This window comes from Streptococcus mutans (assembly GCF_006739205.1).
Taxonomy (GTDB): Bacteria; Bacillota; Bacilli; order Lactobacillales; family Streptococcaceae; genus Streptococcus; species Streptococcus mutans.
In genome coordinates, this window is record NZ_AP019720.1 from 82757 (window position 1) to 109405 (window position 26649).

A 26649-nucleotide genomic window follows, 5' to 3' on the forward strand; every position below is an offset into this window, starting at 1 on the left:
TCTTATGCTAAAGAAAAAATTAGTTTGTTTATTAATCGGTTTAATTGCTTTTCTTGGCTCCCTTAAAATTTACGCTGGAAGCAGCGAAAGTGCTGAGTATCAGCAAACCAATCATTATAATACACCTAAAGGATTTATGAATGATATTCAGACGATTTTTAAGGGGAGTGATGGTTACTACCATATGTATTATTTGTTAAATAGTAACTATAAATTGGCAAATGATGGAACAGAATGGTACCATGTGAGAACTAAAGATTGGGAGCATTTTGAAAATTTAGGAGTAGCTATTCCTAAATTTGTTAATGGTTGGTCAGCAGTAGCAACAGGGTCAATTTTTCAAAATAGTAATCAATTTTTCAAAGATTTACCTACCAGTGCGATTGTAGCCTACTTTACCAGCTATACTGATACAGGTCAACATCAATATGTCGCTTATTCGTTAGATAATGGCAGCAGCTACCAGCCTTACAATAATGGTAAGCCAGTTATGACTTCACAAACAAAAGAGCAAAATGCGCGAGATCCTTACATTTGGTATGATTCTAATTCCAAAAGGTTAATGATGTACCTAGCTGAGGGTGATAAAATTGGGACCTATGCTAGTTCAGATGGGAAAAATTGGGCTTATCAAGGGGCGACTGTCCTTAATCAATATACCTTAGGGGGAAAAGACTTAGGTCTTGTGGAATGCCCAAATTTAAAAACTTTTTATGATTCTGCCACGAATACGACGAAACATGTTCTCTTTTTTGGTGCAAATGGTTACCAATATGGTTCGACGACAGGAACTTATTATATGGTTGGTCATTTAGATACTCAAGGAAACTTTGTGCCAGAGCAAAATGCAGAACGTTTGGATCAAGGCTCAGACTATTACGGTGCCAACTTTTATCAAGAAAGCGATCGTGTCGTTAAGAGTATAGCTTGGATGGGGAATTGGGATTACCTGCAAGGGCAGATTCTTGATGATCAAGGCCAAGAATCCAAACATTTAGGTTCCGTTAGTTCAGCTAGAGATATTACAATGGTTAAAAGAGATGATAAATATGTTTTGGAGTCTTACCTTAAAAATAACAACTCTAGAACAAACACTGTTAGCTACCAAAGCAACGCTGATACGGCAAAACTTGCTGATGATGGCTACCATAAAACTTTATTATCGGTATCAAGATGGCATTCACAGGAACTATCTTTGAAATTTCAAGCTAATGCTGCAACCCTAAACGGACATATTCGTTTAATTTTCAAACAAGCAGATGCCCAAGTGTCTCTTGACTACAATACTGATAATGGTTACTATGAGGTAAAAAGAACCAGTTCTAAAATAATTGGCAGCCAAAAAGTGAATTATGAACGCTCATATGTTGTTGATAGCCACTGGAATGGGCAAAAGGAACTTAATATTTATCTCGTAGCTGACAAAAGCAGCTTGGAATTTGCTCTGCCGAATGGTCAGACCTACTCCATGGTCAAATTGTCCACTGCCAGTGATATGGATATCGTTATTGAGACTAGTGGAAGCAACCGTTTACAGGCAGATTTAGCTAATTTGGAAACGTAACAGCAATAAAACTAAGTCTTAAGTCGGATTTTTAGCACTCAAGTAGAAAGAGTGCTAATTTTTTGTGTTTTTCTCTTGACAGAAATTAGGAATGGAGTATAATGGAATTATGAAGTTAGCAGTCGTCTGTTAAGAGTGCTAACTCTATTGATTAAAGATGGGAGGTGGACTTAGGTGATTACCCAGCGTCAAAAGGATATTCTCAATTTGATTGTTGAGCTTTTTACCAAGACACATGAGCCCATTGGGTCTAAAACACTCCAGAATTCAATTGCATCAAGCAGTGCTACCATCAGAAATGATATGGCAGCTTTAGAAAAATTAGGACTTTTAGAGAAGGCGCACACCTCCAGCGGTCGTTTGCCCAGTCAAGAAGGCTTTCGTTATTTTGTTGAACATTCTTTGAATCCAGACAGTTTGGACGAACAGGATGTTTATCAAGTCATTAAGGCATTTGATTTTGAAGCTTTTCGTTTAGGGGATCTTCTACAAAGAGCCAGTGATGTTTTGGCGAATCTGACTGGCTATACAGCACTGATTTTGGATGTGGAGCCTAAAAAGCAACGTTTGACTACTTTTGATATTGTTAAGCTTAGCAATCATGATGCTTTAGCTGTTTTGACTCTAGATGAAGCCAGTCCTGTAACGGTGCAATTTGCCATTCCCAAAAATTTTTTGGACAGCGATTTAATGACAGTGGCTAAAATAGCTCGGGAACGTTTTTTAAATCAAACGGTTCTAGATATTCATTATCGTTTACGAACGGAGCTGCCGCAGATTATTCAGAAATATTTTCCACGAACGGACAATGTTTTAGATCTATTTGATCACATTTTTAATCCTATTTTTCAAGAAGAAGTTTTTATCTCTGGTAAAATTAAAACTTTGGAATTTGCTGGACTTGACACTTATCAATTCTTGGAAAATCTACAATCAGTAGCTCTTGAAATTCGTCAAAGCCTACCTGAAGATGAACTTCATCGAGTTCAAGTTGCTGATAGTAAAGAAAAGAGTTTAGCAGATTTAACCGTTATCAGTCAGAAATTTCTTATTCCTTATAGAGGGTTTGGAATTTTGACCGTAATTGGTCCAGTAGATTTGGATTATCAAAGAACAATAAGCTTGATTAATGTTATTAGTCGTGTTTTAGCTGTAAAACTAGGCGATTTCTATCGTTATCTCAATAGCAATCATTACGAGGTTCATTAGGGATGATTTGTATCTTAAAATATAAAGAAAGAAGGTAAAGCCTTGTCGAAAAAAGATAAAAAAGAAGAGATCAAGGAAGAAGTAGAAGCAACTGAGCCTACAACTGAAGAGTCCGTAGAAGAAGTCGCTGAAGAAACTTCTGAAAACAAGGAGTTGCAAGAAGCACTTGAGAGAGCTGAAGATTTTGAAAATAAATATTTGCGTGCTCATGCTGAAATGCAAAACATTCAGCGTCGCGCTAATGAAGAGCGACAAAGTTTGCAGAGGTATCGCTCTCAGGATTTAGCCAAAGCTATCTTGCCTTCACTTGATAATCTTGAACGTGCTCTTGCTGTTGAAGGTTTGACAGATGATGTCAAGAAAGGATTGGAAATGGTTCAGGAGAGTCTCATTCAGGCTTTGAAAGAAGAAGGTGTGGAAGAGGTTGAACTTGAGAATTTTGATCCTAATTTGCATATGGCTGTGCAGACTCTTGATGCAGATGATGACCATCCAGCAGATAGTATTGCACAAGTCCTTCAAAAAGGGTATCAGCTCCATGAACGTTTGTTAAGACCGGCAATGGTAGTTGTCTATAACTAAAACAATTTGTCCGAAACGACAGTAAACTATGAAAAAAGTTAAAAACATGAGCTCAGCTTTGCCTACAGTGAGCGAAGCGAACTACAGCGATATTTCCCGATGTGGTGAAAGTTTCAGTAGCTTGCGCTACTGGAACAAGGAGATTTTTTGGGACTTCAGTCTCAAAAATAAGTGATGAAATCCCGAAAGGGAGTTGCTCATATCTCCACCACTAAGGGAAATAGCAAAAAAGAAAAAAATTTAAAGAGGAATTAAGAAAGGATTTGAACCCGAACCAATACTTCGGAAAATAGATAAACCGCCTAGCACTCATTGAATGCGTCGTTGGTTTCCTAATTTTCAGTTGCATTTTCGGCGTTCTTGGTATCATTATTATGTCTAAAATTATTGGTATTGATTTAGGTACAACAAACTCAGCAGTTGCAGTTCTTGAAGGAACTGAAAGCAAAATTATCGCTAATCCCGAAGGAAACCGTACAACTCCTTCTGTAGTTTCATTTAAAAATGGTGAAATCATTGTTGGTGATGCTGCTAAACGTCAAGCAGTGACTAATCCAGAAACAATTCTTTCCATCAAATCTAAGATGGGGACTTCTGAAAAAGTTTCAGCTAATGGCAAAGAGTATACGCCACAAGAAATCTCAGCTATGATTCTGCAATATTTGAAAGGTTATGCGGAAGATTACCTTGGTGAAAAAGTCGAAAAAGCCGTTATTACAGTTCCTGCTTACTTTAACGATGCACAACGTCAAGCAACTAAAGATGCTGGTAAAATCGCTGGTCTTGAAGTAGAACGTATTGTCAACGAACCAACAGCTGCAGCACTTGCTTATGGCCTTGACAAAACAGATAAAGATGAGAAAATTTTAGTCTTCGACCTTGGCGGCGGTACTTTTGACGTATCAATCCTTGAATTAGGTGACGGTGTCTTTGACGTTTTGGCAACTGCTGGAGATAATAAACTTGGTGGTGATAACTTTGACCAAAAAGTCATTGATTGGTTGGTTGAAGAATTCAAGAAAGAAAATGGTATTGATTTATCAACTGATAAGATGGCTCTTCAACGCTTGAAAGATGCTGCTGAAAAAGCTAAGAAAGATCTTTCAGGTGTAACATCAACACAAATCAGTTTACCTTTCATTACCGCTGGTGAAGCAGGACCCCTTCATTTAGAAACGAGCCTTTCTCGTGCTAAGTTTGATGATTTAACACGCGATCTAGTTGAACGTACTAAAACTCCTGTTCGTCAAGCCCTTTCAGATGCTGGTTTGTCATTGTCAGAAATTGATGAAGTTATCTTAGTCGGTGGTTCAACACGTATTCCAGCTGTTGTAGATGCTGTTAAAGCTGAAACTGGCAAAGAACCAAATAAATCAGTGAATCCAGATGAAGTTGTTGCTATGGGGGCTGCCATTCAAGGTGGTGTTATCACTGGTGATGTCAAAGATGTCGTTCTTCTTGACGTAACGCCGTTGTCACTTGGTATCGAAACAATGGGTGGTGTCTTTACTAAACTCATTGATCGCAATACAACAATCCCAACTTCTAAATCACAAGTCTTCTCAACAGCTGCAGATAACCAACCAGCCGTTGATATCCATGTTCTCCAAGGGGAACGCCCAATGGCAGCGGACAATAAAACACTTGGCCGTTTCCAATTGACAGATATTCCAGCTGCGCCTCGTGGTGTGCCACAAATCGAAGTCACATTCGATATTGATAAGAACGGTATCGTATCTGTTAAGGCTAAAGACCTTGGAACTCAAAAAGAACAAACAATCGTCATTCAATCTAACTCAGGTCTTACTGATGAAGAAATTGATAAAATGATGAAAGATGCTGAAGCAAATGCTGAAGCTGATGCTAAGCGTAAAGAAGAAGTTGATCTTAAGAATGAGGTTGATCAAGCTATCTTTACAACCGAAAAAACTATCAAAGAGACTGAAGGAAAAGGTTTCGATACTGAACGTGATGCCGCTCAGGTCGCTCTTGATGACTTGAAGAAAGCCCAAGAATCAGGTAACCTTGACGATATGAAGGCTAAACTTGAAGCACTTAATGAAAAAGCTCAAGCTCTTGCCATGAAACTTTATGAACAAGCTGCCGCCGCCCAACAAGCACAAGCAGGCCAAGAGGGAGCTCAATCATCTGATTCTGATTCATCAGACAAGGGCGGCGACGATGTTGTAGATGGAGAGTTTACGGAGAAATAAAATAGTTCAGTGGACTATTTTATCCCGAGCTTGAAAATCAGGAGAGTGAGGTAGTTAAGAATGACTAATTACTAAAGTGATTGTCTTTCTCTACAGCAATTGTTATTTGGCGAATGTCCCAAACGTCTTACTAGCCTGATTTTCGAAAAGTATCATTTCGAAAATCTCACGTCATGACTATAAGCCCAAATTAAATTCAGAGGTTGCAAACCAGCCTCTGTTTTTGGAATATGGCTGATGCAAAAAGGAATTGCTGAGTTGTTCAGCACAAGTCCTCAAAATATTACAACCTTCTAAGTTTCAAAGAAAGGAACTGAACCCGATCTTCAATTCCTAGAAATAAAAATAGCGGAAAGGAAAAGTGTTTGTAACTGAACACAGGCGTTAGGTTGGTGCATTCTAATCATTTTGAATGAAACTGAATACGCCTACGACTCTGTGAAAAAGAGAAATACCTCCTAGATACCCTGGTATCTTCGTTGGATTTCCTATTTTTCTTTGAGTCGCTTAACGGCTTAATATCTTATATGAACAATCAAGAATATTATGATCGTCTTGGTGTCTCAAAGGACGCTTCACAAGACGAAATTAAAAAAGCCTATCGCAGGATGTCTAAAAAATATCATCCAGATATTAATAAAGAACCAGGTGCGGAGGAAAAATATAAGGAAATTCAAGAGGCTTATGATACACTAGGCGATGAACAAAAACGTGCTGCTTATGATCAGTACGGTCCAGCTGGAGCTAATGGCGGCTTTGGTGATGGTAGTGGTTTTAGTGGCTTTGATAGTTCGGGCTTTGGTGGTTTTGAAGATATCTTTTCAAGCTTCTTTGGCGGCGGAGCCTCTAGGAATCCTAATGCACCCCGTCAGGGTGATGATCTTCAATATCGTGTTAATTTACAATTTGAAGAAGCTGTTTTTGGAACAGAAAAAGAAGTGCACTATAATCGTGAAGCAAGCTGTCATACTTGTAATGGCTCTGGAGCTAAACCAGGAACTAGTCCTGTTACTTGTAGCAAATGCCATGGTTCAGGTGTTATCAATATGGATACCCAAACGCCACTTGGTATGATGCGTCGTCAAGTAACCTGTGATGTTTGTCATGGAACGGGCCAAGAAATTAAAGAGCCTTGTCCAACTTGTCATGGAACGGGTCATGAAAAGCAAAGCCATAAAGTTTCTGTCAAGATTCCTGCTGGTGTTGAAACCGGTCAGCAAATTCGGTTGGCAGGACAAGGGGAAGCTGGCTTTAATGGCGGCCCTTATGGTGACCTCTTTGTCATTATCAATGTTCTCAAGAGTGATAAATTCGAACGTGATGGTTCAACCATTTACTATAGTATGGACATTAATTTTGTTCAGGCTGCACTTGGTGATACTGTTGAAGTACCAACAGTTCATGGTAATGTTGAACTCGCTATTCCAGCAGGTACCCAGACAGGTAAGACATTCCGTCTCAAAGGTAAAGGAGCTCCGCGTTTGCGTGGAAATGGACAGGGAGATCAGCACGTTACTGTTAATGTTGTTACTCCAACAAAACTTAATGATGCCCAAAAAGAGGCCCTGCAAGATTTTGCTAAGGCTAGTGGTATAAATCCTGTTCATCCTAAGAAAAAAGGTTTCTTTAATAAAGTCAAGGACGCTTTTGATGAGATGTAGAATGTGTTAATATAAGAGCAATCGCAGTTGGCTTGGGCATAGTCATTACGATTGCTTTTTTGTTTCTCATAAAAAATCGGCGAATCCTAGGTAGGACAGAATAGGCAGTCACAGGTGTAAGTTAGCGGCAGACAGTATGACAATTGGCAGTGATATCCACAGCAGTTGCTATGTTAAGTATATAAACAAGTTAAGCTAAATTAATGCTTTGATTAAAAAGAAGATTTAACCAACCCTGTCCCCATACAATTTTTCTGATTGTGTGTTGTTCTTAGATAATTGTCATGCTATAATTTTTCTTATGATACGGTATAAAGCGATTATTTCCTATGATGGCACTAATTTTTCGGGTTTCCAAAGGCAGCCGCAGATGAGAACAGTGCAAGAGGAAATTGAAAAGACTCTTTTACGTTTGAATAGCGGGCAGGCTGTTAAGATACATGGGGCTGGCCGAACAGATGCGGGTGTGCATGCTTATGGTCAAGTCATTCATTTTGATTTGCCGCAGCAAAGGGATTTAGAAAAACTGCGTTTTGGCTTTGATACACAGACACCAGATGATATTGATGTTATTCAGGTTGAACAAGTAGCAGATGATTTTCATGCTCGTTACCAAAAGCATCGCAAAACCTATGAATTTTTAGTAGATTTGGGGAGACCTAAGAATCCTTTGATGCGCCATTATGCCACCCATTTTCCGTATAAAGTGGATTTTTCAGTTGTTAAAGCGGCTATTAAAAAATTACGTGGAACCCATGATTTCACTGGCTTTACAGCGGCTGGTACTAGCGTGGAAAACAAGATTAGAACAATCAGCCGTGCTACTGTTGAAAAAGACGACAAGACTGGATTTCTCATTTTTACGTTTACAGGAAGTGGCTTTCTTTACAAACAAGTCAGAAATATGGTTGGAACCCTATTAAAAATTGGCAATGGCCGCATGCCGATTGACCAAATTGACAGAATTTTAGAATCTGGGGACCGCAGTCTAGCTGGTCCGACAGCTGCAAGCAATGGACTTTATCTTAAGGAGATTATTTATGATGACTAAGTATATTTTAGCTATTTCAGGTAACGACATTTTTAGTGGAGGTGGGCTTCATGCAGATCTAGCAACTTTCACAAGCCATCATTTACATGGTTTTGTAGCAGTGACTTGCTTAACAGCAATGACTGATAAAGGCTTTGAAGTGTTTGCAACAGACAACACTGTTTTTGGCCATCAGCTCAGTAGTCTCAAAGATGTGCCGCTTTCAGGTATTAAGCTTGGTCTTTTGCCTAATGTGGACATAGCAGAGCAGGCTTTGGATTTTGTTAAGGTACATGACGATCTTCCAGTAGTACTTGATCCTGTCTTGGTTTGTAAAGAAAGTCATGATGTAGAGGTTAGTGCTTTGAGGGATGAACTCTTAAAATTTTTCCCTCATACTGCTGTTATTACTCCGAATTTGGCTGAAGCTGAATTATTGACGCAAATGCCGATAAAAAATCTTGATGATATGAAGGCAGCTGCCAAATGCCTTTATCATTTAGGTGCTAAAAATGTTGTTGTTAAAGGAGGCACGAGACTGAGTTCAAAACGAGCGATAGATGTCTTTTTTGATGGTGAAAAGATGGAAGTTTTGGATTATCCTTTGCTGGCAAATAACAATATCGGTGCAGGCTGTACTTTTGCATCAAGCATTGCCAGTCAAATAGTGTTAGGTAAGTCCGTTTTAGAAGCAGTTAAAGTATCCAAAGAATTTGTCTATCAGGCTATTCAGCATTCAGATCAATACGGAGTCAATCAACATTATGAAAAACAGTAATTTACAAGAAATCAGTCTTTTAGCTGTCTTAACAGCTTTAAGCGTTGTTTTTGGGTTATTTATTAAAATTCCGACACCAACTGGCTTTTTAACTTTATTAGATGCAGGTATTTATTTTACAGCCTTTTATCTAGGCTCCCAAGAAGCCGCGATTGTTGGTGGTTTATCTGGTTTTTTAATTGATTTGATTGCCGGTTACCCTAATTGGATGTTTATCAGTTTTTTGGCGCATGGTTCACAAGGTTACTTTGCTGGTTGGACTGGGAAAAAACAATTTTTAGGTCTGGCTTTAGCTTCCCTGTCTATGATTAGTATTTATTTGCTCTGTTCCATTCCTATGTATGGATTAGGAGCTTCAATTGCCGGTGCTTGGGGAAATATTTTGCAAAACTTTTTTGGTATGTTTGTTGGTTATACGCTTAGCCTTGCCTATAGGCGCGTGAAGCCTTGATCATTTCTGATTTAGTGATGATAAACGAAAATAAAGAGGTTGAAAATGGATTTAGAAAACTTAGCCGAAGAAACGAAAATTGTTCTAGCAGATCTGATTAAACGAAGCGACATCAAGAAAGGACAGATTTTTGTTTTAGGTCTGTCCAGCAGTGAGGTTGCCGGTGGTATAATTGGGAAGAATTCTAATCTTGACATCGGAGAAGTTATTGTTAAGACGATTCTTACTTATCTCAATGACAGAGGAATTTACCTAGCGGTTCAGGGGTGTGAGCATCTCAATCGTGCTCTTGTGGTTGAACGAGAGTTAGCTGATAAAAGAAATTTGGAAATTGTAAATGTCCTGCCTAATCTTCATGCTGGCGGCAGTGGTCAACTAGCAGCTTTTAAATACATGAAAGATCCTGTGGAAGTTGAAGAAATTGTAGCTGATGCAGGTCTTGATATTGGAGATACTGCTATTGGTATGCACGTGAAACGCGTCCAAGTTCCTTTGCGTCCTCTCCTAAGAGAACTGGAGGGTGCTCATTTAACGGCTCTTGCCAGTCGGCCTAAGTTAATCGGTGGCAGCCGTGCTAGCTATCAGCCAGATCCTATTCGTAAATTTTAAAATTGTAAAAATGAATTTGGAAATAAGAATAAGCTAAAAGCCCTCATTAGAAATCATTCTAATGAGGGCTTTTAGCGTTTGTGGTCTGTTTTGGAAATTATTATCAACGGTAGTGGTAGGCGTTTGACCTACATTTATTTTCTAGTTGTTGATTTGTGATAATAGCCTTCTTATTTTTTAGCAATAGAGATGGTATTAGCTGTTGGCAGGGAAATATGGTTTGCCAGCAATGCTTCTTGATAGAGGCGATAAAAAGTATAGTAAATATGATTTTGCTTGCTATTTTGAACAAAAATATCTATTCGAAAAACGATTTGACCTGTGACGGGAGAGGTCGTTGCTCCTAAGATATTAGGAACACCAACGATTTCAGGAAACTGACTGATATTGTCTTCATTGACTTGCTTGATAATGGTAGTTACTTGTCTAAGATTAGTATTAGCATAGATAGGAATATCTATCTGTGCTCGCATATCACCGCGTGACAAATTACTGACGATGGTAATATTGCGATTGGGGACGAAATGCAGAGTGCCATCAAAATCACGAATTTGTGTGGTTCGGATGCCAACACTAGAGACTGTTCCAGAGATTGAACCCGTTGTTGCTCTTAATTTAACGGAATCTCCAACATCAAACTGACGTTCCAACAAAATGAAAAAGCCATTTACCAGATCGGAAAGGAATCCTTGAGCACCAAGACCAATAGCCACCCCTGCAATACCTGCACCAGCTAGAAGGCTTGAAACAGGCAGACCAATAATAGCTAAAATCCAATATATCAACAGAAAATAGAGACTATAATCCATGATATTATGAAAAAGCTTAATCAAGGTTTTTTGTCGGCCTTGGCTATATCTAGCTAGAGCAGTGGATCTTGCAATTGTTTTTTCAAAAAGATAACTAATAACTCTTTTAGCAATAATAAAAACAATGAGTAGGAGCAGAAGGGACAATAGTTTTGACGCAAATTCAAATAAGAGGTTTTCTAAGTTAAAACGGCCAAAATAAGAAGTAATCAATTTCATAAATTTAGTTTATCAAAAAATGAAAAAATAGGGAAATGTGAATCCTACAAGAATTAATTTGGCTCTCAATTCTGCTTGAGATGGGAAATGGGAGCAATGAAATTGACTTCATCAGTACAATAACATATCATAAGGCTTTCAAAGCAGATTAATAAAAACAATAACACCTTTGAAAGCCATGAATCAAGTTATTATGCCTACTGGCTTATTTAATAGGTTATTGTTCTTTATGCGGCGTTTTAGTCTGATTAAGCCAAGCATAAGCCAGACCGATAAAGATGCCGCCACCAATCCAGTTACCGAAGAAAACAATAATCCATTGACGGATAACATTGAAAAATTCAAGTCCTTTAATGTGTTCTACAGAACTAAAAGCTGCCAGCATAAATGAGGCAAAGTTGGCGATCAAGTGTTCGTTGATTAAAAAGACAAACATAAAGATAGCCGAAAGAGCAATAGTAATTTTGGCACTTTCTTCTTTAAGAAGCATGTACCCTAAAATCGCAATATTGACAAACATATTGGCTGTAATGCCTTCAAAGAAGTTTTGCCAATCGCTCTTAGCTAATTTGGTTTGAACGGCATTAACTAAAAAGCTTTTATGTGTCAATTGAGCAAAAGAGAAAGATTGGTTAAAGAGCCAAGCTAAAATGATAGCACCGATTAAATTGAAAAAAGTACATGTCAATAAAATGGTTATGGCTTTCTTGAAAGAGATGTGTTTGTAGTAAGCTCCTGAAGAGAGAAACATCATGTTTGATGTCGCTAACTCACCATTGAAGAGCAAAACATAAACCAAGCCGAAACTAAAAATAAAAGCAAAAGCAAATCGTCCAAAGGCAAGTGAGAATTGTGAAATAACATCGGCTGCAAGGCTGCAACTACACCGACTGCAGTACTCATTGTCAAATAAGCACCAGCAAACATGGAACGCAGAGCGTAACGGCCAAGGTTTTCATCAAAAAGTGCCTCTTTTTTGCGACAGGCGGAAGCAATTTTTTCATAAAAAGTGCTTGTAATAGTTGTATCAGTCATAAATAGTACCTTTCTAAATTTTAATTTGTTATTTTTTAGGATAAATTTGCTTATATTATACCTTTTTTAAACTAAAATGAAAAGGATTTCATAAAACCCTCTTCTTTTATGAAAGAAACTAACTTTAATTGCTATTTTCAGAGAGTTTGGAAGTTTTTCAAAAAGAAAAAAACTTCCAAATTAGCAATAAATATGATACACTGGAAAGGCAAATAAATTTTAAGGAGAAATGACTTCATGTCTACATCATTTGAAAACAAAGCTACCAATCGTGGTGTTGTTACATTTACGATCAGTCAAGATAAAATCAAACCAGCTCTTGATCAGGCCTTTAATAAAGTTAAAAAGGATTTAACAGCACCAGGTTTCCGTAAAGGTCATATGCCACGTACTGTTTTTAATCAAAAATTTGGAGAAGAGGCTCTTTATGAAGAGGCTTTAAACAGTATTTTACCAGCAGCTTATGAAGAAGCCGTTGCTGAATTAAAACTTGATGTTGTCACTCAGCCGAAAGTTGATGTTAAGTCAATGGAAAAAGGTAAGGATTGGGAAATTACAGCAGAAGTTGTAACAAAACCAGAAGTAAAGCTTGGAGATTACAAAAATCTTGAAGTATCAGTAGAAGAATCAAAAGAGGTTACTGATGCAGAAGTTGATGAAAAAATTGAACGTGAACGCAATAATTTAGCTGAACTGGTTCTTAAAGAAGATGCAGCAGTTGAAGGTGATACTGTCGTGATTGACTTTGTTGGTTCAGTTGATGGTGTTGAATTTGATGGTGGTAAAGGCGATAATTTCTCGCTTGAACTTGGTTCTGGTCAGTTTATACCAGGTTTTGAAGATCAATTGGTTGGCAAAAAGGCTGGTGAGACAGTTAAGGTTAATGTTACTTTCCCAGAAGATTACCAATCTGCTGATCTTGCAGGCAAAGATGCAACATTCGTAACGACTATTCATGAAGTTAAGGCCAAGGAAGTTCCAGAACTTGATGATGAATTGGCTAAAGATATTGATGAAGAAGTTGAAACATTGGATGAACTAAAAGCTAAGTATCGTAAGGAACTGGAAGCTACTAAAGAGACTGCATACAATGATGCTGTTGAAGCAGCAGCTATTGACTTAGCGGTCGCTAATGCTGAAATCGTTGAATTGCCGGAAGAAATGATTCATGATGAGGTCCAACGTGCGATGCAAGAATTCATGGGTAATATGCAGCGCCAAGGGATTTCATCAGAGATGTACTTCCAATTGACAGGTACAACTGAAGAGGATCTTCGCAAGCAATACGAAGCGGATGCTGACAAACGCGTAAAAACAAACCTTGTTATTGAAGCAGTTGCTAAAGCAGAAGGCTTTGAAGCGACAGATGAAGAAATTGAAAAAGAAATTTCTGATCTTGCAACAGAATACAAGATGGAAGCTGAGCAAGTGCGCTCTCTTCTTTCACCAGATATGCTCAAACATGACATTGCAATGAAAAAAGCGGTTAACGTTATTACTGATTCTGCTAAAGTTAAATAAAAAATAAAAGCTAGATGGGAGAAACATCTGGCTTTTTGAGTGCAAAAAATGTGATTTTTTATGATCTAATGTATTAAGGATAATATACCCGTGGTGCTAGTAAAAATCCTAGGCTATAAGCAAAGATAACCTGTTCTAATCAAAGCCCCAAACCTTCTAAACTTCTCACTAATGGTCTTTCCATATCAAACTCAGAACATAGAACTGAGAATTGTGTTTCAATGGTTAGTCTTTCGGCTTTGATCCTCCCCTGATTATGCTGTTTAGCTTTTGCCATATTTGAGTCCAAAAACAGTAGCCTTTCTGTGTTAGAGATTGTTTTAAGGCCTCACTAAGGGAACCTCAGTCAGCTAAAAAACGGGAAAGATTGTGTTCTCAAGCAGTTCTTCGGCCACTCAGATGCTGGTGTCACGACATAGTTCAAATAAATCCTGACAGGTCACCAGCGTATGGGCTTTAAAGCCGTAAAACCACATCTCTTTTGAAGGATTATAGGCAACAGCCAAATACGAACCTTATAATTGCGAGCTGGCGAACAAACGGCTAGCGGAAAGCTATCCATGATGACGATATCGTCCTAATCAAATGGCCCCGTCATGCCTTGATAAATTCACCTTAATAAAGGAATAAGATACCGAGCTCTTCGGTAGAATCGGGTTCGCTCTAAGCCGGTTTTCACAAGCAACACTTGACATAGTCAATAAAATCAGTATTGGAATTTGCTGTCAAGTTCAACTTGAAGCGCTAAAAGGACAAGAATGGAGCTGTTGCTAATTTTACAATGATTGATATTTCGACGCTGCGCCAGTTCTGTAGAGGCATAGCGTCGATAATAGCAAGAAAACATTGCCTTTAATTGTTTCATAACTAGCACCATGGATAATAATATGATAAAAAGCAGCGTTCATATCTTGTTTTGTGTTTAAAAAACCTGTATTTCAAAAAAAGAGAATGTAGAAAAAGTCTTCTTTTGAGACTTTCCTTAGGTGATACGGACGGTAGCGACTTCCTTCGGAATTCCATACCTAAGATTTGAGCCTAAGGTCTCAAATCTTCCGAGTGCCTGAAACTTTAAAGTTTCAGGCACTTTTATCACGGCGGAAAATCTCGTTTAAAGCTCGCTTCGCTCGCAAATAAGAAAAATTTAAATTGAAATTTGCAGAGCTCAAAATTTTTTTACGTTGGAAAATAGGTTTGTCTTCAATCTGAAATATTTTATTTGTAAAATATTCGTACTTAGTTTTTTATTTCGAACGGCTTTTTGCATTATTGTTACAAAGAAAGACTGGTGGGCATTATGCGTAATTTGTGATAGTTGATTTGATGAGATTTACTATCTTAGGATTTTAAATAAAGATACTTCCCTTTTATCAGTTTTGAAAGAAGAATTAACCTTTGACGAATAATACATTTTAGCGTAAAATAGTAAGGAACGATAATTATAGATAATCGGATTATTGTGGGGATTTAGCCTTGACCGATTATGATAAGGAGAACCACTTTGGAATTAGAAGTATTTGCTGGACAAGAAAAAAATGAATTGTCAATGATTGAAGTTGCCCGTGCCATTTTAGAAGAACGTGGCCGAGATAAAGAAATGTATTTTAGTGATCTCGTTAATGCTATTCAAGTTTATTTAGAAAAGTCAGATGCAGACATTCGTGAAGCTTTACCGTTTTTCTATTCAGACTTAAACACAGATGGCAGCTTTATCCCACTTGGTGAAAACAAATGGGGTCTGCGATCTTGGTATGGTATTGATGAAATTGATGAAGAGATTGTGACACTTGAAGAAGATGAAGACGGTGCACCAAAACATAAGAGGAAACGTGTTAATGCCTTTATGGATGGTGATGAGGATGCTATTGATTACAGTGATGACGATCCTGAAGATGAAAGTTTTAATACCGCTGAAGAGAATACAGAATATGATGAGGAAGATCCAGATGATGAAAAGTCCGAGGTTGAATCCTATGATTCTGAAATCAATGAAATCATTCCAGATGAAGATTTAGACGAAAATGTTGATTTAGATGAAGAAGATGACGATTATTCTGATGATGAGGAAGATGAAGAAGGAGAATAAATTTCTTCATTGACAAAATTCATAAGATAGTTTATATTATTTATTGGGCACCTCTTTTGAGGTCAGAATAAGCTCTCTACTTGTAGGGGGCATTTTTTCATTTTCCTCACAATATAAAACAAAGGAGCATTTAATGACAAAATATATTTTTGTAACAGGTGGTGTCGTTTCGTCAATTGGTAAGGGAATTGTTGCTGCAAGTCTTGGACGTCTTTTGAAAAATCGTGGGCTTAAAGTAACCATTCAAAAATTTGATCCGTATATTAATATTGATCCTGGAACAATGAGTCCTTATCAGCATGGTGAAGTTTATGTGACTGATGATGGTGCTGAAACTGATCTTGACCTTGGACATTACGAACGTTTCATTGATATTAATCTGAATAAATATTCAAATGTTACAACAGGAAAGATATATAGCGAGGTTCTGCGTAAAGAACGTAAAGGTGAATATCTTGGAGCAACTGTTCAAGTTATTCCCCATATTACAGATGCTCTAAAAGAAAAAATTAAACGTGCAGCTACAACAACAGACTCAGATGTTATTATCACTGAAGTTGGTGGTACGGTTGGTGATATTGAAAGCTTGCCCTTCCTTGAAGCCCTTCGTCAAATGAAAGCTGATGTGGGTGCTGATAATGTCATGTATATTCATACGACTTTGCTTCCTTATCTCAAAGCTGCAGGAGAAATGAAAACAAAACCAACCCAACACTCTGTTAAAGAGCTGCGTGGTTTGGGAATTCAACCTAATATGCTTGTTATTCGGACAGAACAGCCAGCCGGACAAGGTATTAAAAATAAATTAGCTCAATTCTGTGATGTTGCTCCAGAAGCTGTTATTGAATCACTTGATGTGGATCATCTTTATCAAATTCCGTTAAATCTTCAAGCACAAAATATGGATCAGATTGTTTGCGATCACTTAAAACTGGATGTGCCTGTTGCCGATATGACCGAATGGTCAGCAATGGTTGATAAGGTTATGAATCTCAAGAAAAAGACTAAGATTGCTCTAGTTGGGAAATATGTAGAATTGCCAGATGCTTATTTATCAGTCGTTGAAGCTCTTAAGCATTCGGGCTATGTCAATGATACAGCCATTGATCTCAATTGGATTAATGCTAATGAAGTCACTCCTGAAACGGTTGCTGATTTGCTGGGAGATGCTGATGGTATTATTGTTCCGGGTGGATTTGGCCATCGTGGGACAGAAGGGAAAATAGAAGCTATTCGTTATGCGCGTGAAAACGATGTGCCTATGCTAGGAATCTGTCTTGGCATGCAATTGACTTGTGTTGAATATGCTCGTCATGTCCTTAACCTTGAAGGAGCTAATTCTGCGGAATTGGATCCAGATACCAAATATCCAGTTATTGATATTATGCGCGATCAGATTGATATTGAGGATATGGGAGGAACGCTTCGCCTTGGCCTTTATCCATGTAAATTGAAATCAGGCAGCAAAACAGCATCAGCTTATAGCAATCAAGAGGTCGTACAGCGCCGTCACCGTCATCGTTATGAATTTAATAATGCCTTTCGTCAGCAATTTGAGGAGGCTGGTTTCGTATTTTCAGGAGTATCACCAGATAATCGCTTGGTAGAAGTGGTGGAATTGTCAGATAAAAAATTTTTTGTTGCAGCTCAATATCATCCAGAATTACAGTCTCGTCCGAATCGTCCGGAAGAACTTTATACAGCTTTTATTACTGCAGCGGTTGAAAACAGTCAGGCACATTAATTGATAGAAAAATGAGTTACTTGACATAGCTTTCAGTAAAAAGAATAAAGAGATTCCATGTAGATTAAACTTTTGCTTATAAAGAAACACCTTCTTAAATCTAGTAAATGAGATTTAAGAAGGTGTTTCTTTTTTTGGATCATTATTACAGCTAATCGTTCAATTCAAAAATGAATAAATCATATTAGCTATTACAAAAATACATTCCAGCATAAAAATTCCAAAACAGAGAAGCTTGACAGTACCGCTTCGGCTATACTTAGAAATTAAGACTAATACTGCGAAACTTAATAGTATGAACGAGTAAATAATAAACATCATATATTCAGCACAACCTCTTTATAATGGCGTATTGTAACCAACCCCCAACAACTACTACGCCAACCTTCACCTTGGAATTGAACAAGACAATCAGCATCCAAAGATTCAAACTTTTCAAAAGCTAAACTATTCATACTGAATCTCCTTTAAATAAATATGGTTTCTATACCCGTTATAGTTAAAGAAATTGGCTGCCAACAAAACGAATACACGTATAGTTTAGTTTTTTTCAAGAAAAATTCAAGAGGATTTTATCATTGTAATGAAATATTTATTATTTAGACATTATTGTGTTATTTTTCTGTTTTTTTAAGTTTTTTGCCATGCAAAATTATTTTTTAGCAGCTATTATTGTATTAAATAGCTTAAAGTAATAACGAATTTGATTGTATTAAGTCACTTTGAGTAATGAGGAGATTACTATAATTTCAAGGGAAAAATGTTGACGTTTTATAGATATATTTTTCAGTATCAAAAGTTTTGATTTTACTTTGGTGGTTTCAATTGACCTTTTTAAGATTTGACACTCAAATGAAAAAAGTGAAAAAACTCTTGACACTATCTTTGTTAGTTGATATAATTTAAAAAGTTGCTACGCGGGGATGGCGGAATTGGCAGACGCGCAAGACTAAGGATCTTGTGACCGCTTTTGGTCGTGAGGGTTCAAGTCCCTCTCTCCGCAAAGTGAGCTGACTGTTCAAGTCAGCTTTTTTTGTTGTCTAGGTCAGTTAGAGAAAAGGTTGAAACTTTTGATAAGGGCTGGCAATTTTACTGTAAAAGTGATAAAATAAACAACGTAATGGGTTTGACCCAAAAAATATTTAGGAGGCCTTTAAAAATGGCAATCGTTTCAGCAGAAAAATTTGTCCAAGCAGCTCGTGATAATGGTTATGCTGTCGGTGGATTTAACACTAACAACCTTGAATGGACTCAAGCTATCTTGCGTGCAGCAGAAGCTAAAAAAGCTCCTGTTCTCATTCAAACTTCTATGGGTGCTGCCAAATATATGGGTGGTTATAAACTTTGTAAAGTTCTTATCGAAACTCTTGTAGAATCAATGGGAATCACTGTACCAGTTGCTATCCACCTTGACCATGGTCATTATGAAGATGCTCTTGAATGTATCGAAGTTGGCTATACTTCAATTATGTTTGATGGTTCTCATCTTCCAGTTGAAGAAAACCTTGAAAAAGCTAAAGAAGTTGTTGCAAAAGCACATGCTAAAGGTATTTCAGTAGAAGCTGAAGTTGGTACTATCGGTGGTGAAGAAGATGGTATCATCGGCCGCGGTGAATTGGCACCAATTGATGACGCTAAAGCAATGGTCGAAACCGGTATTGATTTCTTGGCAGCTGGTATTGGTAATATTCACGGTCCGTACCCAGCAAATTGGGAAGGTCTTGACCTTGATCATTTGAAAAAATTGACAGAGGCTGTTTCAGGTTTCCCAATTGTACTTCACGGTGGTTCAGGTATTCCTGATGACCAAATCCGCGCAGCAATTAAACTTGGTGTTGCCAAAGTTAACGTTAATACTGAATGTCAAATCGCATTTGCTAATGCTACACGTAAATTTGCTGCTGAATACGAAGCAAATGAAGCAGAATACGACAAGAAAAAACTCTTTGACCCACGTAAATTCTTGAAACCAGGTTTTGAAGCTATTACAGAAGCGGTTGAAGAACGTATTGATGTCTTTGGTTCAGAAGGTAAAGCTTAATTACTTGGTTAACAAATTGAAAGATTCTCTTTCCCTAGACTGAGGAAATCCTATTTTGGATAATTTCTTCAGTCTTTTTGTTTTCTCTTTTGAGGGAGGCACAAGATTAAAATTAGAATTAATGATGCACCATGGATAAACGAAAAAGTATAGTAAAAATTAAGGCTTGAAATCTAGAAACTACAAAAAATCATTATAGAAAATCAGAAAGGGTCTCTTGACAATATGGAACGTTCCATGTATAATATAATCACTAAAACGCTTACACTTAAAGTAGTTTTTTGAGAGAAATTGAACGTTCAATATTTTAAGGAGGAATTTATTATGACAGTTGTTGAGGCTAGAGTAGATCAAAGATTAATCCATGGAATTGTAGTGAATCAGTGGAATTCGAAACTGAATCCTAAACGGTTTATGATTATTGATGATATTGTAAGCAATCAGCCAGAGATAAAAAATTCTATGAGGATGGCGAAGCCCTCTGGGAAAAGCATGAGTATTATTGATACACAAAAGGCTATTGCAAATTTCAAAAATGGTAATTATGATAAGCAAGATGTGTTTATCATTGTCAAAGAACCTTCTACTTTGCTTAAATTACTTGACAATGGTATTTCTATTCCCAGAGTAAACTTAGGAATTGTGTTTGCTGATGATGTTAGGACAAATGTCAGTAAGTTCGTAAATCTGAATCAATCTGAAGTAAATGAATTGAAGAAAATTGAGGAACGTGGAATTCCAATCATCATTCAATATATTCCGGATGATTCTGTAATTGTCTTTGAAAAGGCAATAGAAAATAAAAAATTTAAATGAGAGGGAACAAAAATGTCAATAGAGTTTATTCAAAATATTTTAGTTATTTTATTGTCAGCCTACGTGGTAATGGATAATCTTGGAATTACAATTTTTAATTATTGGGCTGTAACAACAGGCATGCTTGTTGGTTTAATAATGGGGGATATCAATACAGGACTTTTAATTGGAGGGACTTTTCAATTAATGTCTTTAGGTGTTGCTGGGCTAGGCGGAGCTTCCGTTCCGGATTATGGACTTGCTGCTCTTGTTGGTACGTTTTTGGCAATTAGGACAGGATCGGGTTTGTCTACTGCGGTAGCAGTTGGCTTACCAGTAGGTTTATTAGCGATTAATTTTGATGTTTTAGTAAAAATTTTAAATAATTTTGTGGCACATAAAATGCAAAGATTAGCTCATGAAGGCAAATATAAACAAATGTTATTATGGGGTTGGATCGGACCAATAATGTTTATGTTAAAAAGTGTTATTATTGTCACTATTATTGTGACAGTAGGTCCAGGAGTTATCAAATCCATTTTAAATATTATTCCACAATGGGTTACAGATGGTTTAAATATTGCTGGTGGAATGTTACCGGTATTGGGGATTGCACTGTTATTACACTATATGCCTGCAAAGAAATACTTATGGGCAGTTTTAATAGGATTTGTACTTAGTACCTACTTAAAAGTTCCAATCATTGGGGTCTCAATTGTTGGTGCTGCAGCTGCAATTTTGATTTATCAAAGTAAAGCTGAAGAAATTGTTACTTCAAAAGAAAAAATGAGCTCTTTAAGCATTATTAATGAAGGAGATTATGATGAATAAAAAAGAAATTAATAATATTATTACAAAACGTGATCGTCACAATGCTATTCTCAGATGGATGTTTATGGGTTCAGCATTATATAACTATGAAACAGGGCAAGCAAGCTCAGTTGTTTGGTCCTTAGCTAAATTGCTAAGAAAAATATATCCAAATGATGAGGAATACAAAGAAGCATTGGATAATCATTTTAATTATTTTAATACAACGACTGCAATGGCAAATATTATACTTGGGGCAACAACTGCCATGGAAGAAAAGGATGGAATTCAAACTAAGGACGCAGTTAAATCATTAAAAACTTCTCTTATGGGACCTTTTGCAGGAATTGGGGACACCATTATCTGGGTTTTATTACCAACCATCATGGGTTCTATTTCGGGCTATATGGCAGTTAAAGGCAATCCTTTAGGTACGATTGCATGGATTATTATTGGAGCCCTTTTATTTTGGATACGTATTAAATTATTTGATATTGGTTATACATCAGGTGTGAAGTTAGTCACTAATTTCAGTGATAAGTTGTCTCTTTTTACAGAAGCCATGTCAGCTTTTGGTCTGATGGTTGTTGGAACATTGGTATCTACAGTCGTAAAAGTATATACGCCTTTAACTTTCAAGGCTGGGAAGGTAACCTTGTTAGTGCAAGAGAAAATTTTAGATGCTATTATGCCTTCCCTACTTGCAGTGGTGTTGACATATGTTGTTTACAAAATGCTTGAGTCTAAATGGTGGACGCCTACTAAAATAATTATGGCAATTATTATTGTTTCATTGCTAGGAGCATATACAGGAATTTTAGGTGTAAAATGATGGAAAGAAGAATCATCATAGCTTCTCATAATCATATGGCATCAGGTCTAAAAAGTACCATAGAATTTCTAGCTGGTATCCAGAATAATATAGTAACATTAGATGCCTATACTGATGGGAAACCGATTGGAGATAAAATCGAGAAAATTTTTAATGATTTTCCCCAAGAATGTGAAGTCGTTATTTTTACTGATTTACTCTCGGGATCTGTTAATCAAAAATTTTTTCCATATAGAGTTAGGGAACATGTACATCTGATAACAGGAATGAACTTACCTATTATTTTAGCCATGGTTTTGAATCATCAGGAAGTATATCTGGAAGAAGAACAGGTAAGTTATATGGTTCAGGAGGCGCGTTCATCATTAGTGTATGTAAATGAAATGAATTTAAATGATGAGGGGGATGAGTGATGGAAAAAATAATTAGAGAAGGTTCAGTACGCTTTTCAATTATTACAAATTCACTTCTAAGAATTGAGGAAGATATTGAAAAAGTATTTGAAGATCGTCCTTCAACAACAGTACTAAATCGTTCCTTTGGAGAAGTTAATGCGGAGATAATCCGAAATCATAATAATCATATCTTGGAAATAGTGACTCCCTCGTTTCACTTGTATTATGATGGTGGCTCTCTATCTCCAATATCATTATACGTAGATATTAAAAAGTCCAGTTCTCTTTATCATAATAGATGGTTTTTTGGTAAGAAAAATGGGACAAAAAATCTTAAGGGGACTGTCAGAACTTTGGATCGTGCCGATGGTGAAGTTCCTCTGGAAGACGGTCTTATGTCTAAAGATGGTTTTAGTTCTTTAGATGATTCAACAAATTTTTTATATATAAAAGACTCAGATTCATTTGTGGCAAGAAGAAAGGGAACGGTAGATTTATACCTATTTTGCTATGGGAGGGATTATCAAGATGAGTTAACTGATTTTTATCGCTTAACTGGTTTTCCGCCGATGTTACCAAGATTTGCTCTTGGCAATTGGTGGAGCAGATTTTTCCCCTACACACAAGACGGATATATAGAATTGATGCGCCAATTTAATAAGAGGCTAATACCAATCAGTGTTTCAGTTCTAGATATGGACTGGCATAGAAGAAAAATTCCTCAAAAATACGGTTCGGGATGGACGGGGTATTCATGGAATAGAGATTTATTTCCAAACCCTAAAGAATTTATAGACTGGCTTCATACTGATGGGAAAAAAGTAGCTCTAAATGTACATCCAGCGGCAGGGATTCGTGCATTTGAAGATCAGTATAAAGAGGTTGCTAAAAGACTTCGCTTAAATGTAGATACTGAAGAGCCTGCAACCTTCGATTTGGAGGATGAAACATTTAGAAAAGTTTACTTTGAAAATATTCATCATCCCTTAGAAAGAGAAGGAGTAGATTTTTGGTGGATTGATTGGCAACAAGGAGCAGCAAAAACACTAGATAAGATGGATCCATTATGGTTATTAAATTACTATCATTATGAAGATAATAAAAAGTCGCATAATGGTGGATTAACGTTAAGTAGATATGCTGGACCGGGCTCTCATCGGTATCCCGTGGGGTTCTCGGGTGATACAGTGATTTCTTGGGACTCTCTATCATTTCAACCGTATTTTACAAGTACGGCGGCAAACATTGGTTACACTTGGTGGAGTCACGATATTGGAGGCCATATGAAAGGTCGTTTTGATGGAGAATTGGCTACAAGATGGATCCAATTTGGCGTGTTTAGCCCGATTAATCGTCTGCATTCTTCAGATAATAGATTTTCTGGAAAAGAACCTTGGAATTATAGAAGAGATTTTGAAGAGGCGCAAGAATATTTTTTAAGATTGAGGGCTAAGTTGATACCTTATATTGATACAGCTAATTATAAAACACATGCTTTTGGTATACCAATAAACAGACCCTTATATTATGAATGGCCCGAACAAGAAAAGGCTTATCAGTTTAAGAATGAATATCTATTTGGTTCTGAAATGATTGTTTCTCCAATTACAAGACCGCATGATAAAGTAACACAAAGCTCCTTTAGCGAAACATGGCTTCCAAAAGGCGAGTGGGTTGATTACTTCACACATCTTGTATATAAAGGAAATACTGTTATTAAGACCTATCGTAATTTAGATAGCTTTCCTGTGTTTGTTAGAAAAGGCAGTATCATTGTCACCAATCAAAATTATATGTCTTATGCTGATGTACTACCTGATAAGATCAATATTGAGATATTTACAGGCAAAGATGCTGCTTTTGATCTCTATGAAAATAGTCAAGGAACTGTGGCAAAAACGTCATTTAATTGGAATGAGGCATCTCAAAAATTAGATATTATTGTAGATGATCCTCATAAAATAATTCCTAAGACGAGAACCTTTAGTAAGACTATACACAAATTTCATATTGATGATGTTTTTGATGAAATTGACAAACGTTTAAAACAGGCATATACTGAATTTAATTTAAAACAACAGATATATGATGCTTTTATCGATTGTGATTATGAATACGGAAGTTTCATAAATCTACTAAATACAGTGGAGGATATAGATTTACGCAATAGTATAAGTGAGATAGCTTATATTAGAGAATCTTATAATAAATAAATGAAAAGAAATCCTACAATCAATGATGTAGCTCAACTGGCTAATGTCAGTCGAGGAACTGTATCAAACTATATCAATGGTATTACTATTCGAGAAGAGAACAAGGCTAAAATTGAAAAAGCAATTGCAGAGTTGAAATATGTTCCCAATGCTAGAGCTCGGGAGTTAAAAACATCAAAAACATCGACTGTTGTGCTAATTGTACCAACGACGTGGAGTCCTTTTTTTGCAGAGTTGGTTTATAGAATGCAAGTTGAATTGGATCGAATTGGTTTTAAAATGATATTGGCCAATTCTCATGCAGATCCTGATGAAGAAGAAGAAATTCTTCGCATGGCATCCTTGAATCAGGTTACAGGTGTGATTACGATGTCCTATTCCAATATTTATAATTTCATAAATATTGGGAAGAAATTAAATTTGGTTTCCATTGAACGTTTTATTTCAGAAGATGTCCCTCTTATTACCAGTGATAATTATGGTGGAGGTCAATTAGCTGCTGAGAAATTGATCACATTTGGTTCAAAACGGTTCTTACTTTTGAGAAGAAAAACAAATCATTATAATGCGACTGATAAACGGACAGAAGGTTTTTTACATATTATGAAAGAAAATAATCTTCCTGTTGACATTTTTGAGGCTTCTTTAAAAGAGAATTATATTGAAGAATTTATCCATTATTTGAAAACTCATTTTTCTGGAGATGTCTTAACTTTTGATGGCATATTTGGTGTAACTGATGAATATGCTGTCATTGCTAAACAAGTGCTTTTTGAGCTAAATCCCTCTTATTTAAACAAAGTGAACATTATAGGGTTTGATGGCTCAAAGTCGCAAGAAAAAGGCAGTTATCAAATTGCTTCCATTAGGCAGCCAGTGGAAGCAATGGTGAAGGCAGCTGTCAAAGTTTTAAAAAAGTTAATTGATGGCGAGGAGGTTCCAAGTCATTATAGTAAGGTATTTGATGTTAGTTTTGTTGAGCCTGAAAGGTTAGTGTAAATCTGGTAATAGATAAACCGGGAATAAAATAGTCAAGTGAACGAAATAGTTTACAGAGGATTTATGCTTATTTTATATAGGTAATACCCGTGGTGCTAGTAAAAAAATCCTAGGTTATAGGCAAAGATAGTCTGCTCTAACCAAGGCTCCAACCCCTTTAAACTTCTCGCTAATGGCCTTTCGATGTCAAACTCAGAACATAAAACTGAAAATCGCGCTTCAATGGTTCTCCTTTCAGCCTTGAGCCTCCAATACAGAGGCTGGCGTCACACCATAATTGACAATAAATCCTGACAAGGTCACCAGCATATGGGCTTTAAAGCCGTAAAAGCACATCTTTTTTGGAGGATTGTAGGCCACAGTTACTTGATTTACTTGATCCCTAAAACTACGAACCTTGTCGTTGCGAGCTGGTAAACAAACAGGTATGGGAAAGCTATCCCTGATCACCATATCATCCTGATGGAATGGCTCGGTCATGCCTTGATGAATAAGCTTCAATAAGGGAATCAAATACCGAGCTCTTCAATAAAATCGGGTTCTCTCTAAGCCAGTTTTTACAAGAAATATCTGGCATAGCTGATAGAATTGACGTTGAGATTTGAGGCCGAGTTCAGCCTGAAGTACTAGAAGAACAAGAATGGCATTGTCATTAACTTTACAATAGTTGAATTTCGACGGTGCGTCAGTTCTTTAAGTGCATAACGCCGATAATAGAACACATGGTTTTTAATCGTTCCACCACTGTATTGCAAGTGATGATGTTTAGCGGTATCATTTAAGTCGTTCATTTGGATGTCTTCTGTTCGTTTGCTCACTAACAGCATAGTCCAAATGGACTTTTTTGTGGACTAAAAGATTAACTAGCACCACGGGTTAGGTATAAATCTTCTTATTTATTCTTCTTTAGATATAGTATATAGTTTAGTTCCAAGTTATTATTAAGAAAGTTTTGAAATGATATATTTTAAAGTTTTTCACGATGCTGATCGAGACCAGAATATTCTGAAATCTTTGTTGTTTATTTTTGTTGACAAAATTTTTAGAAATAGT

General features: G+C 36.8%; 21 protein-coding genes, 1 tRNA gene and 3 pseudogenes. 20 read left to right on the plus strand and 5 right to left on the minus strand.

Annotated elements, in window-relative coordinates:
• Positions 1–4 precede the first annotated feature (4 nt).
• The 9 genes from FNL60_RS00470 to FNL60_RS00515 all read left to right on the plus strand — a co-directional run bounded on the left by FNL60_RS00470 (position 5) and on the right by FNL60_RS00515 (position 10097).
• Entirely contained in the window at positions 5–1564 is a 1560-nt protein-coding gene (locus FNL60_RS00470) for a glycoside hydrolase family 32 protein (protein WP_002271317.1), read from the plus strand.
• A gap of 174 nt (positions 1565–1738) precedes the next feature.
• Positions 1739–2773 (plus strand): heat-inducible transcriptional repressor HrcA, encoded by a 1035-nt coding sequence (hrcA, locus tag FNL60_RS00475; RefSeq protein WP_002264691.1) that lies wholly within the window; start codon positions 1739–1741, stop codon positions 2771–2773.
• 42 nt (positions 2774–2815) lie between these two features.
• Positions 2816–3355 (plus strand): nucleotide exchange factor GrpE, encoded by a 540-nt coding sequence (gene grpE, locus FNL60_RS00480; RefSeq protein ID WP_002263416.1) that lies wholly within the window; start codon positions 2816–2818, stop codon positions 3353–3355.
• A gap of 374 nt (positions 3356–3729) precedes the next feature.
• On the plus strand, positions 3730–5568 hold the full coding sequence (dnaK, locus tag FNL60_RS00490; protein WP_002280096.1) for a molecular chaperone DnaK: 1839 nt from the start codon (positions 3730–3732) through the stop codon (positions 5566–5568).
• Between the two features lie 527 nt (positions 5569–6095).
• On the plus strand, positions 6096–7229 hold the full coding sequence (gene dnaJ, locus FNL60_RS00495; protein WP_002263418.1) for a molecular chaperone DnaJ: 1134 nt from the start codon (positions 6096–6098) through the stop codon (positions 7227–7229).
• A 301-nt stretch (positions 7230–7530) separates the two neighbouring features.
• On the plus strand, positions 7531–8280 hold the full coding sequence (gene truA, locus FNL60_RS00500; protein WP_002280095.1) for a tRNA pseudouridine(38-40) synthase TruA: 750 nt from the start codon (positions 7531–7533) through the stop codon (positions 8278–8280).
• On the plus strand, positions 8270–9037 hold the full coding sequence (locus FNL60_RS00505; RefSeq protein WP_002280094.1) for a bifunctional hydroxymethylpyrimidine kinase/phosphomethylpyrimidine kinase: 768 nt from the start codon (positions 8270–8272) through the stop codon (positions 9035–9037). Before truA ends, FNL60_RS00505 begins: the two co-directional genes overlap by 11 nt.
• Positions 9024–9488 (plus strand): ECF transporter S component, encoded by a 465-nt coding sequence (locus FNL60_RS00510; protein ID WP_002263421.1) that lies wholly within the window; start codon positions 9024–9026, stop codon positions 9486–9488. The genes FNL60_RS00505 and FNL60_RS00510 overlap by 14 nt, the downstream gene beginning before the upstream one ends.
• A gap of 45 nt (positions 9489–9533) precedes the next feature.
• Positions 9534–10097 (plus strand): TIGR01440 family protein, encoded by a 564-nt coding sequence (locus FNL60_RS00515; protein WP_002280093.1) that lies wholly within the window; start codon positions 9534–9536, stop codon positions 10095–10097.
• 170 nt (positions 10098–10267) lie between these two features.
• Here the strand turns inward: FNL60_RS00515 and FNL60_RS00520 are convergent, their stop codons facing one another.
• Both FNL60_RS00520 and FNL60_RS00525 read right to left on the minus strand, forming a co-directional pair.
• Complete coding sequence (locus tag FNL60_RS00520) at positions 10268–11125, minus strand: mechanosensitive ion channel family protein (protein ID WP_002280092.1); 858 nt, start codon at positions 11123–11125, stop codon at positions 10268–10270.
• A gap of 217 nt (positions 11126–11342) precedes the next feature.
• Positions 11343–12160 (minus strand): annotated as a pseudogene (locus FNL60_RS00525) (formate/nitrite transporter family protein).
• Positions 12161–12397: 237 nt separating this feature from the next.
• Between FNL60_RS00525 and tig the strand changes: the two are divergent.
• On the plus strand, positions 12398–13681 hold the full coding sequence (gene tig / locus FNL60_RS00530) for a trigger factor (RefSeq protein ID WP_002265918.1): 1284 nt from the start codon (positions 12398–12400) through the stop codon (positions 13679–13681).
• A 139-nt stretch (positions 13682–13820) separates the two neighbouring features.
• Here tig and FNL60_RS10440 read toward each other — a convergent pair.
• Positions 13821–14558 (minus strand): annotated as a pseudogene (locus tag FNL60_RS10440) (IS982 family transposase).
• A gap of 624 nt (positions 14559–15182) precedes the next feature.
• On the opposite strand from FNL60_RS10440, the gene rpoE reads away from it, so the two are divergent.
• Together rpoE and FNL60_RS00545 are read left to right on the plus strand one after the other, a co-directional pair.
• Positions 15183–15767, plus strand: a complete 585-nt coding sequence (rpoE, locus tag FNL60_RS00540) for a DNA-directed RNA polymerase subunit delta (protein WP_002280322.1) — start codon at positions 15183–15185, stop codon at positions 15765–15767.
• Positions 15768–15900: 133 nt separating this feature from the next.
• Positions 15901–17511, plus strand: a complete 1611-nt coding sequence (locus FNL60_RS00545) for a CTP synthase (RefSeq protein WP_002265914.1) — start codon at positions 15901–15903, stop codon at positions 17509–17511.
• A 317-nt stretch (positions 17512–17828) separates the two neighbouring features.
• Here the strand turns inward: FNL60_RS00545 and FNL60_RS10325 are convergent, their stop codons facing one another.
• Positions 17829–17966, minus strand: a complete 138-nt coding sequence (locus FNL60_RS10325) for a hypothetical protein (RefSeq protein ID WP_002269676.1) — start codon at positions 17964–17966, stop codon at positions 17829–17831.
• A 462-nt stretch (positions 17967–18428) separates the two neighbouring features.
• Between FNL60_RS10325 and FNL60_RS00550 the strand changes: the two genes are divergently transcribed.
• The 8 genes from FNL60_RS00550 to FNL60_RS00585 all read left to right on the plus strand — a co-directional run bounded on the left by FNL60_RS00550 (position 18429) and on the right by FNL60_RS00585 (position 25596).
• A tRNA-Leu gene (locus FNL60_RS00550) sits at positions 18429–18514 on the plus strand.
• A gap of 156 nt (positions 18515–18670) precedes the next feature.
• Entirely contained in the window at positions 18671–19552 is an 882-nt protein-coding gene (locus tag FNL60_RS00555; protein ID WP_002280323.1) for a class II fructose-bisphosphate aldolase, read from the plus strand.
• Between the two features lie 324 nt (positions 19553–19876).
• Positions 19877–20368 (plus strand): PTS system mannose/fructose/N-acetylgalactosamine-transporter subunit IIB, encoded by a 492-nt coding sequence (locus FNL60_RS00560; RefSeq protein ID WP_002263578.1) that lies wholly within the window; start codon positions 19877–19879, stop codon positions 20366–20368.
• A gap of 12 nt (positions 20369–20380) precedes the next feature.
• Positions 20381–21178: a PTS mannose/fructose/sorbose/N-acetylgalactosamine transporter subunit IIC gene (locus FNL60_RS00565; protein ID WP_002263579.1), complete on the plus strand. Its 798-nt coding sequence runs from the start codon at positions 20381–20383 to the stop codon at positions 21176–21178.
• Complete coding sequence (locus FNL60_RS00570) at positions 21171–21989, plus strand: PTS system mannose/fructose/sorbose family transporter subunit IID (protein ID WP_002263580.1); 819 nt, start codon at positions 21171–21173, stop codon at positions 21987–21989. Before FNL60_RS00565 ends, FNL60_RS00570 begins: the two co-directional genes overlap by 8 nt.
• Positions 21989–22402 carry a PTS sugar transporter subunit IIA gene (locus tag FNL60_RS00575; RefSeq protein ID WP_002263581.1) on the plus strand — a complete coding sequence of 138 codons (414 nt, stop codon included), beginning with the start codon at positions 21989–21991 and terminating at the stop codon, positions 22400–22402. Before FNL60_RS00570 ends, FNL60_RS00575 begins: the two co-directional genes overlap by 1 nt.
• Positions 22402–24597, plus strand: a complete 2196-nt coding sequence (locus tag FNL60_RS00580; protein ID WP_002280324.1) for a glycoside hydrolase family 31 protein — start codon at positions 22402–22404, stop codon at positions 24595–24597. The genes FNL60_RS00575 and FNL60_RS00580 overlap by 1 nt, the downstream gene beginning before the upstream one ends.
• Positions 24598–25596, plus strand: coding sequence for a LacI family DNA-binding transcriptional regulator (locus FNL60_RS00585; RefSeq protein WP_002263583.1), 999 nt, complete (start codon positions 24598–24600; stop codon positions 25594–25596).
• Positions 25597–25691: 95 nt separating this feature from the next.
• On the opposite strand, the pseudogene FNL60_RS00590 reads toward FNL60_RS00585, so the two are convergent.
• Positions 25692–26387, minus strand: a pseudogene (locus FNL60_RS00590) (transposase family protein).
• Positions 26388–26649 lie beyond the last annotated feature (262 nt).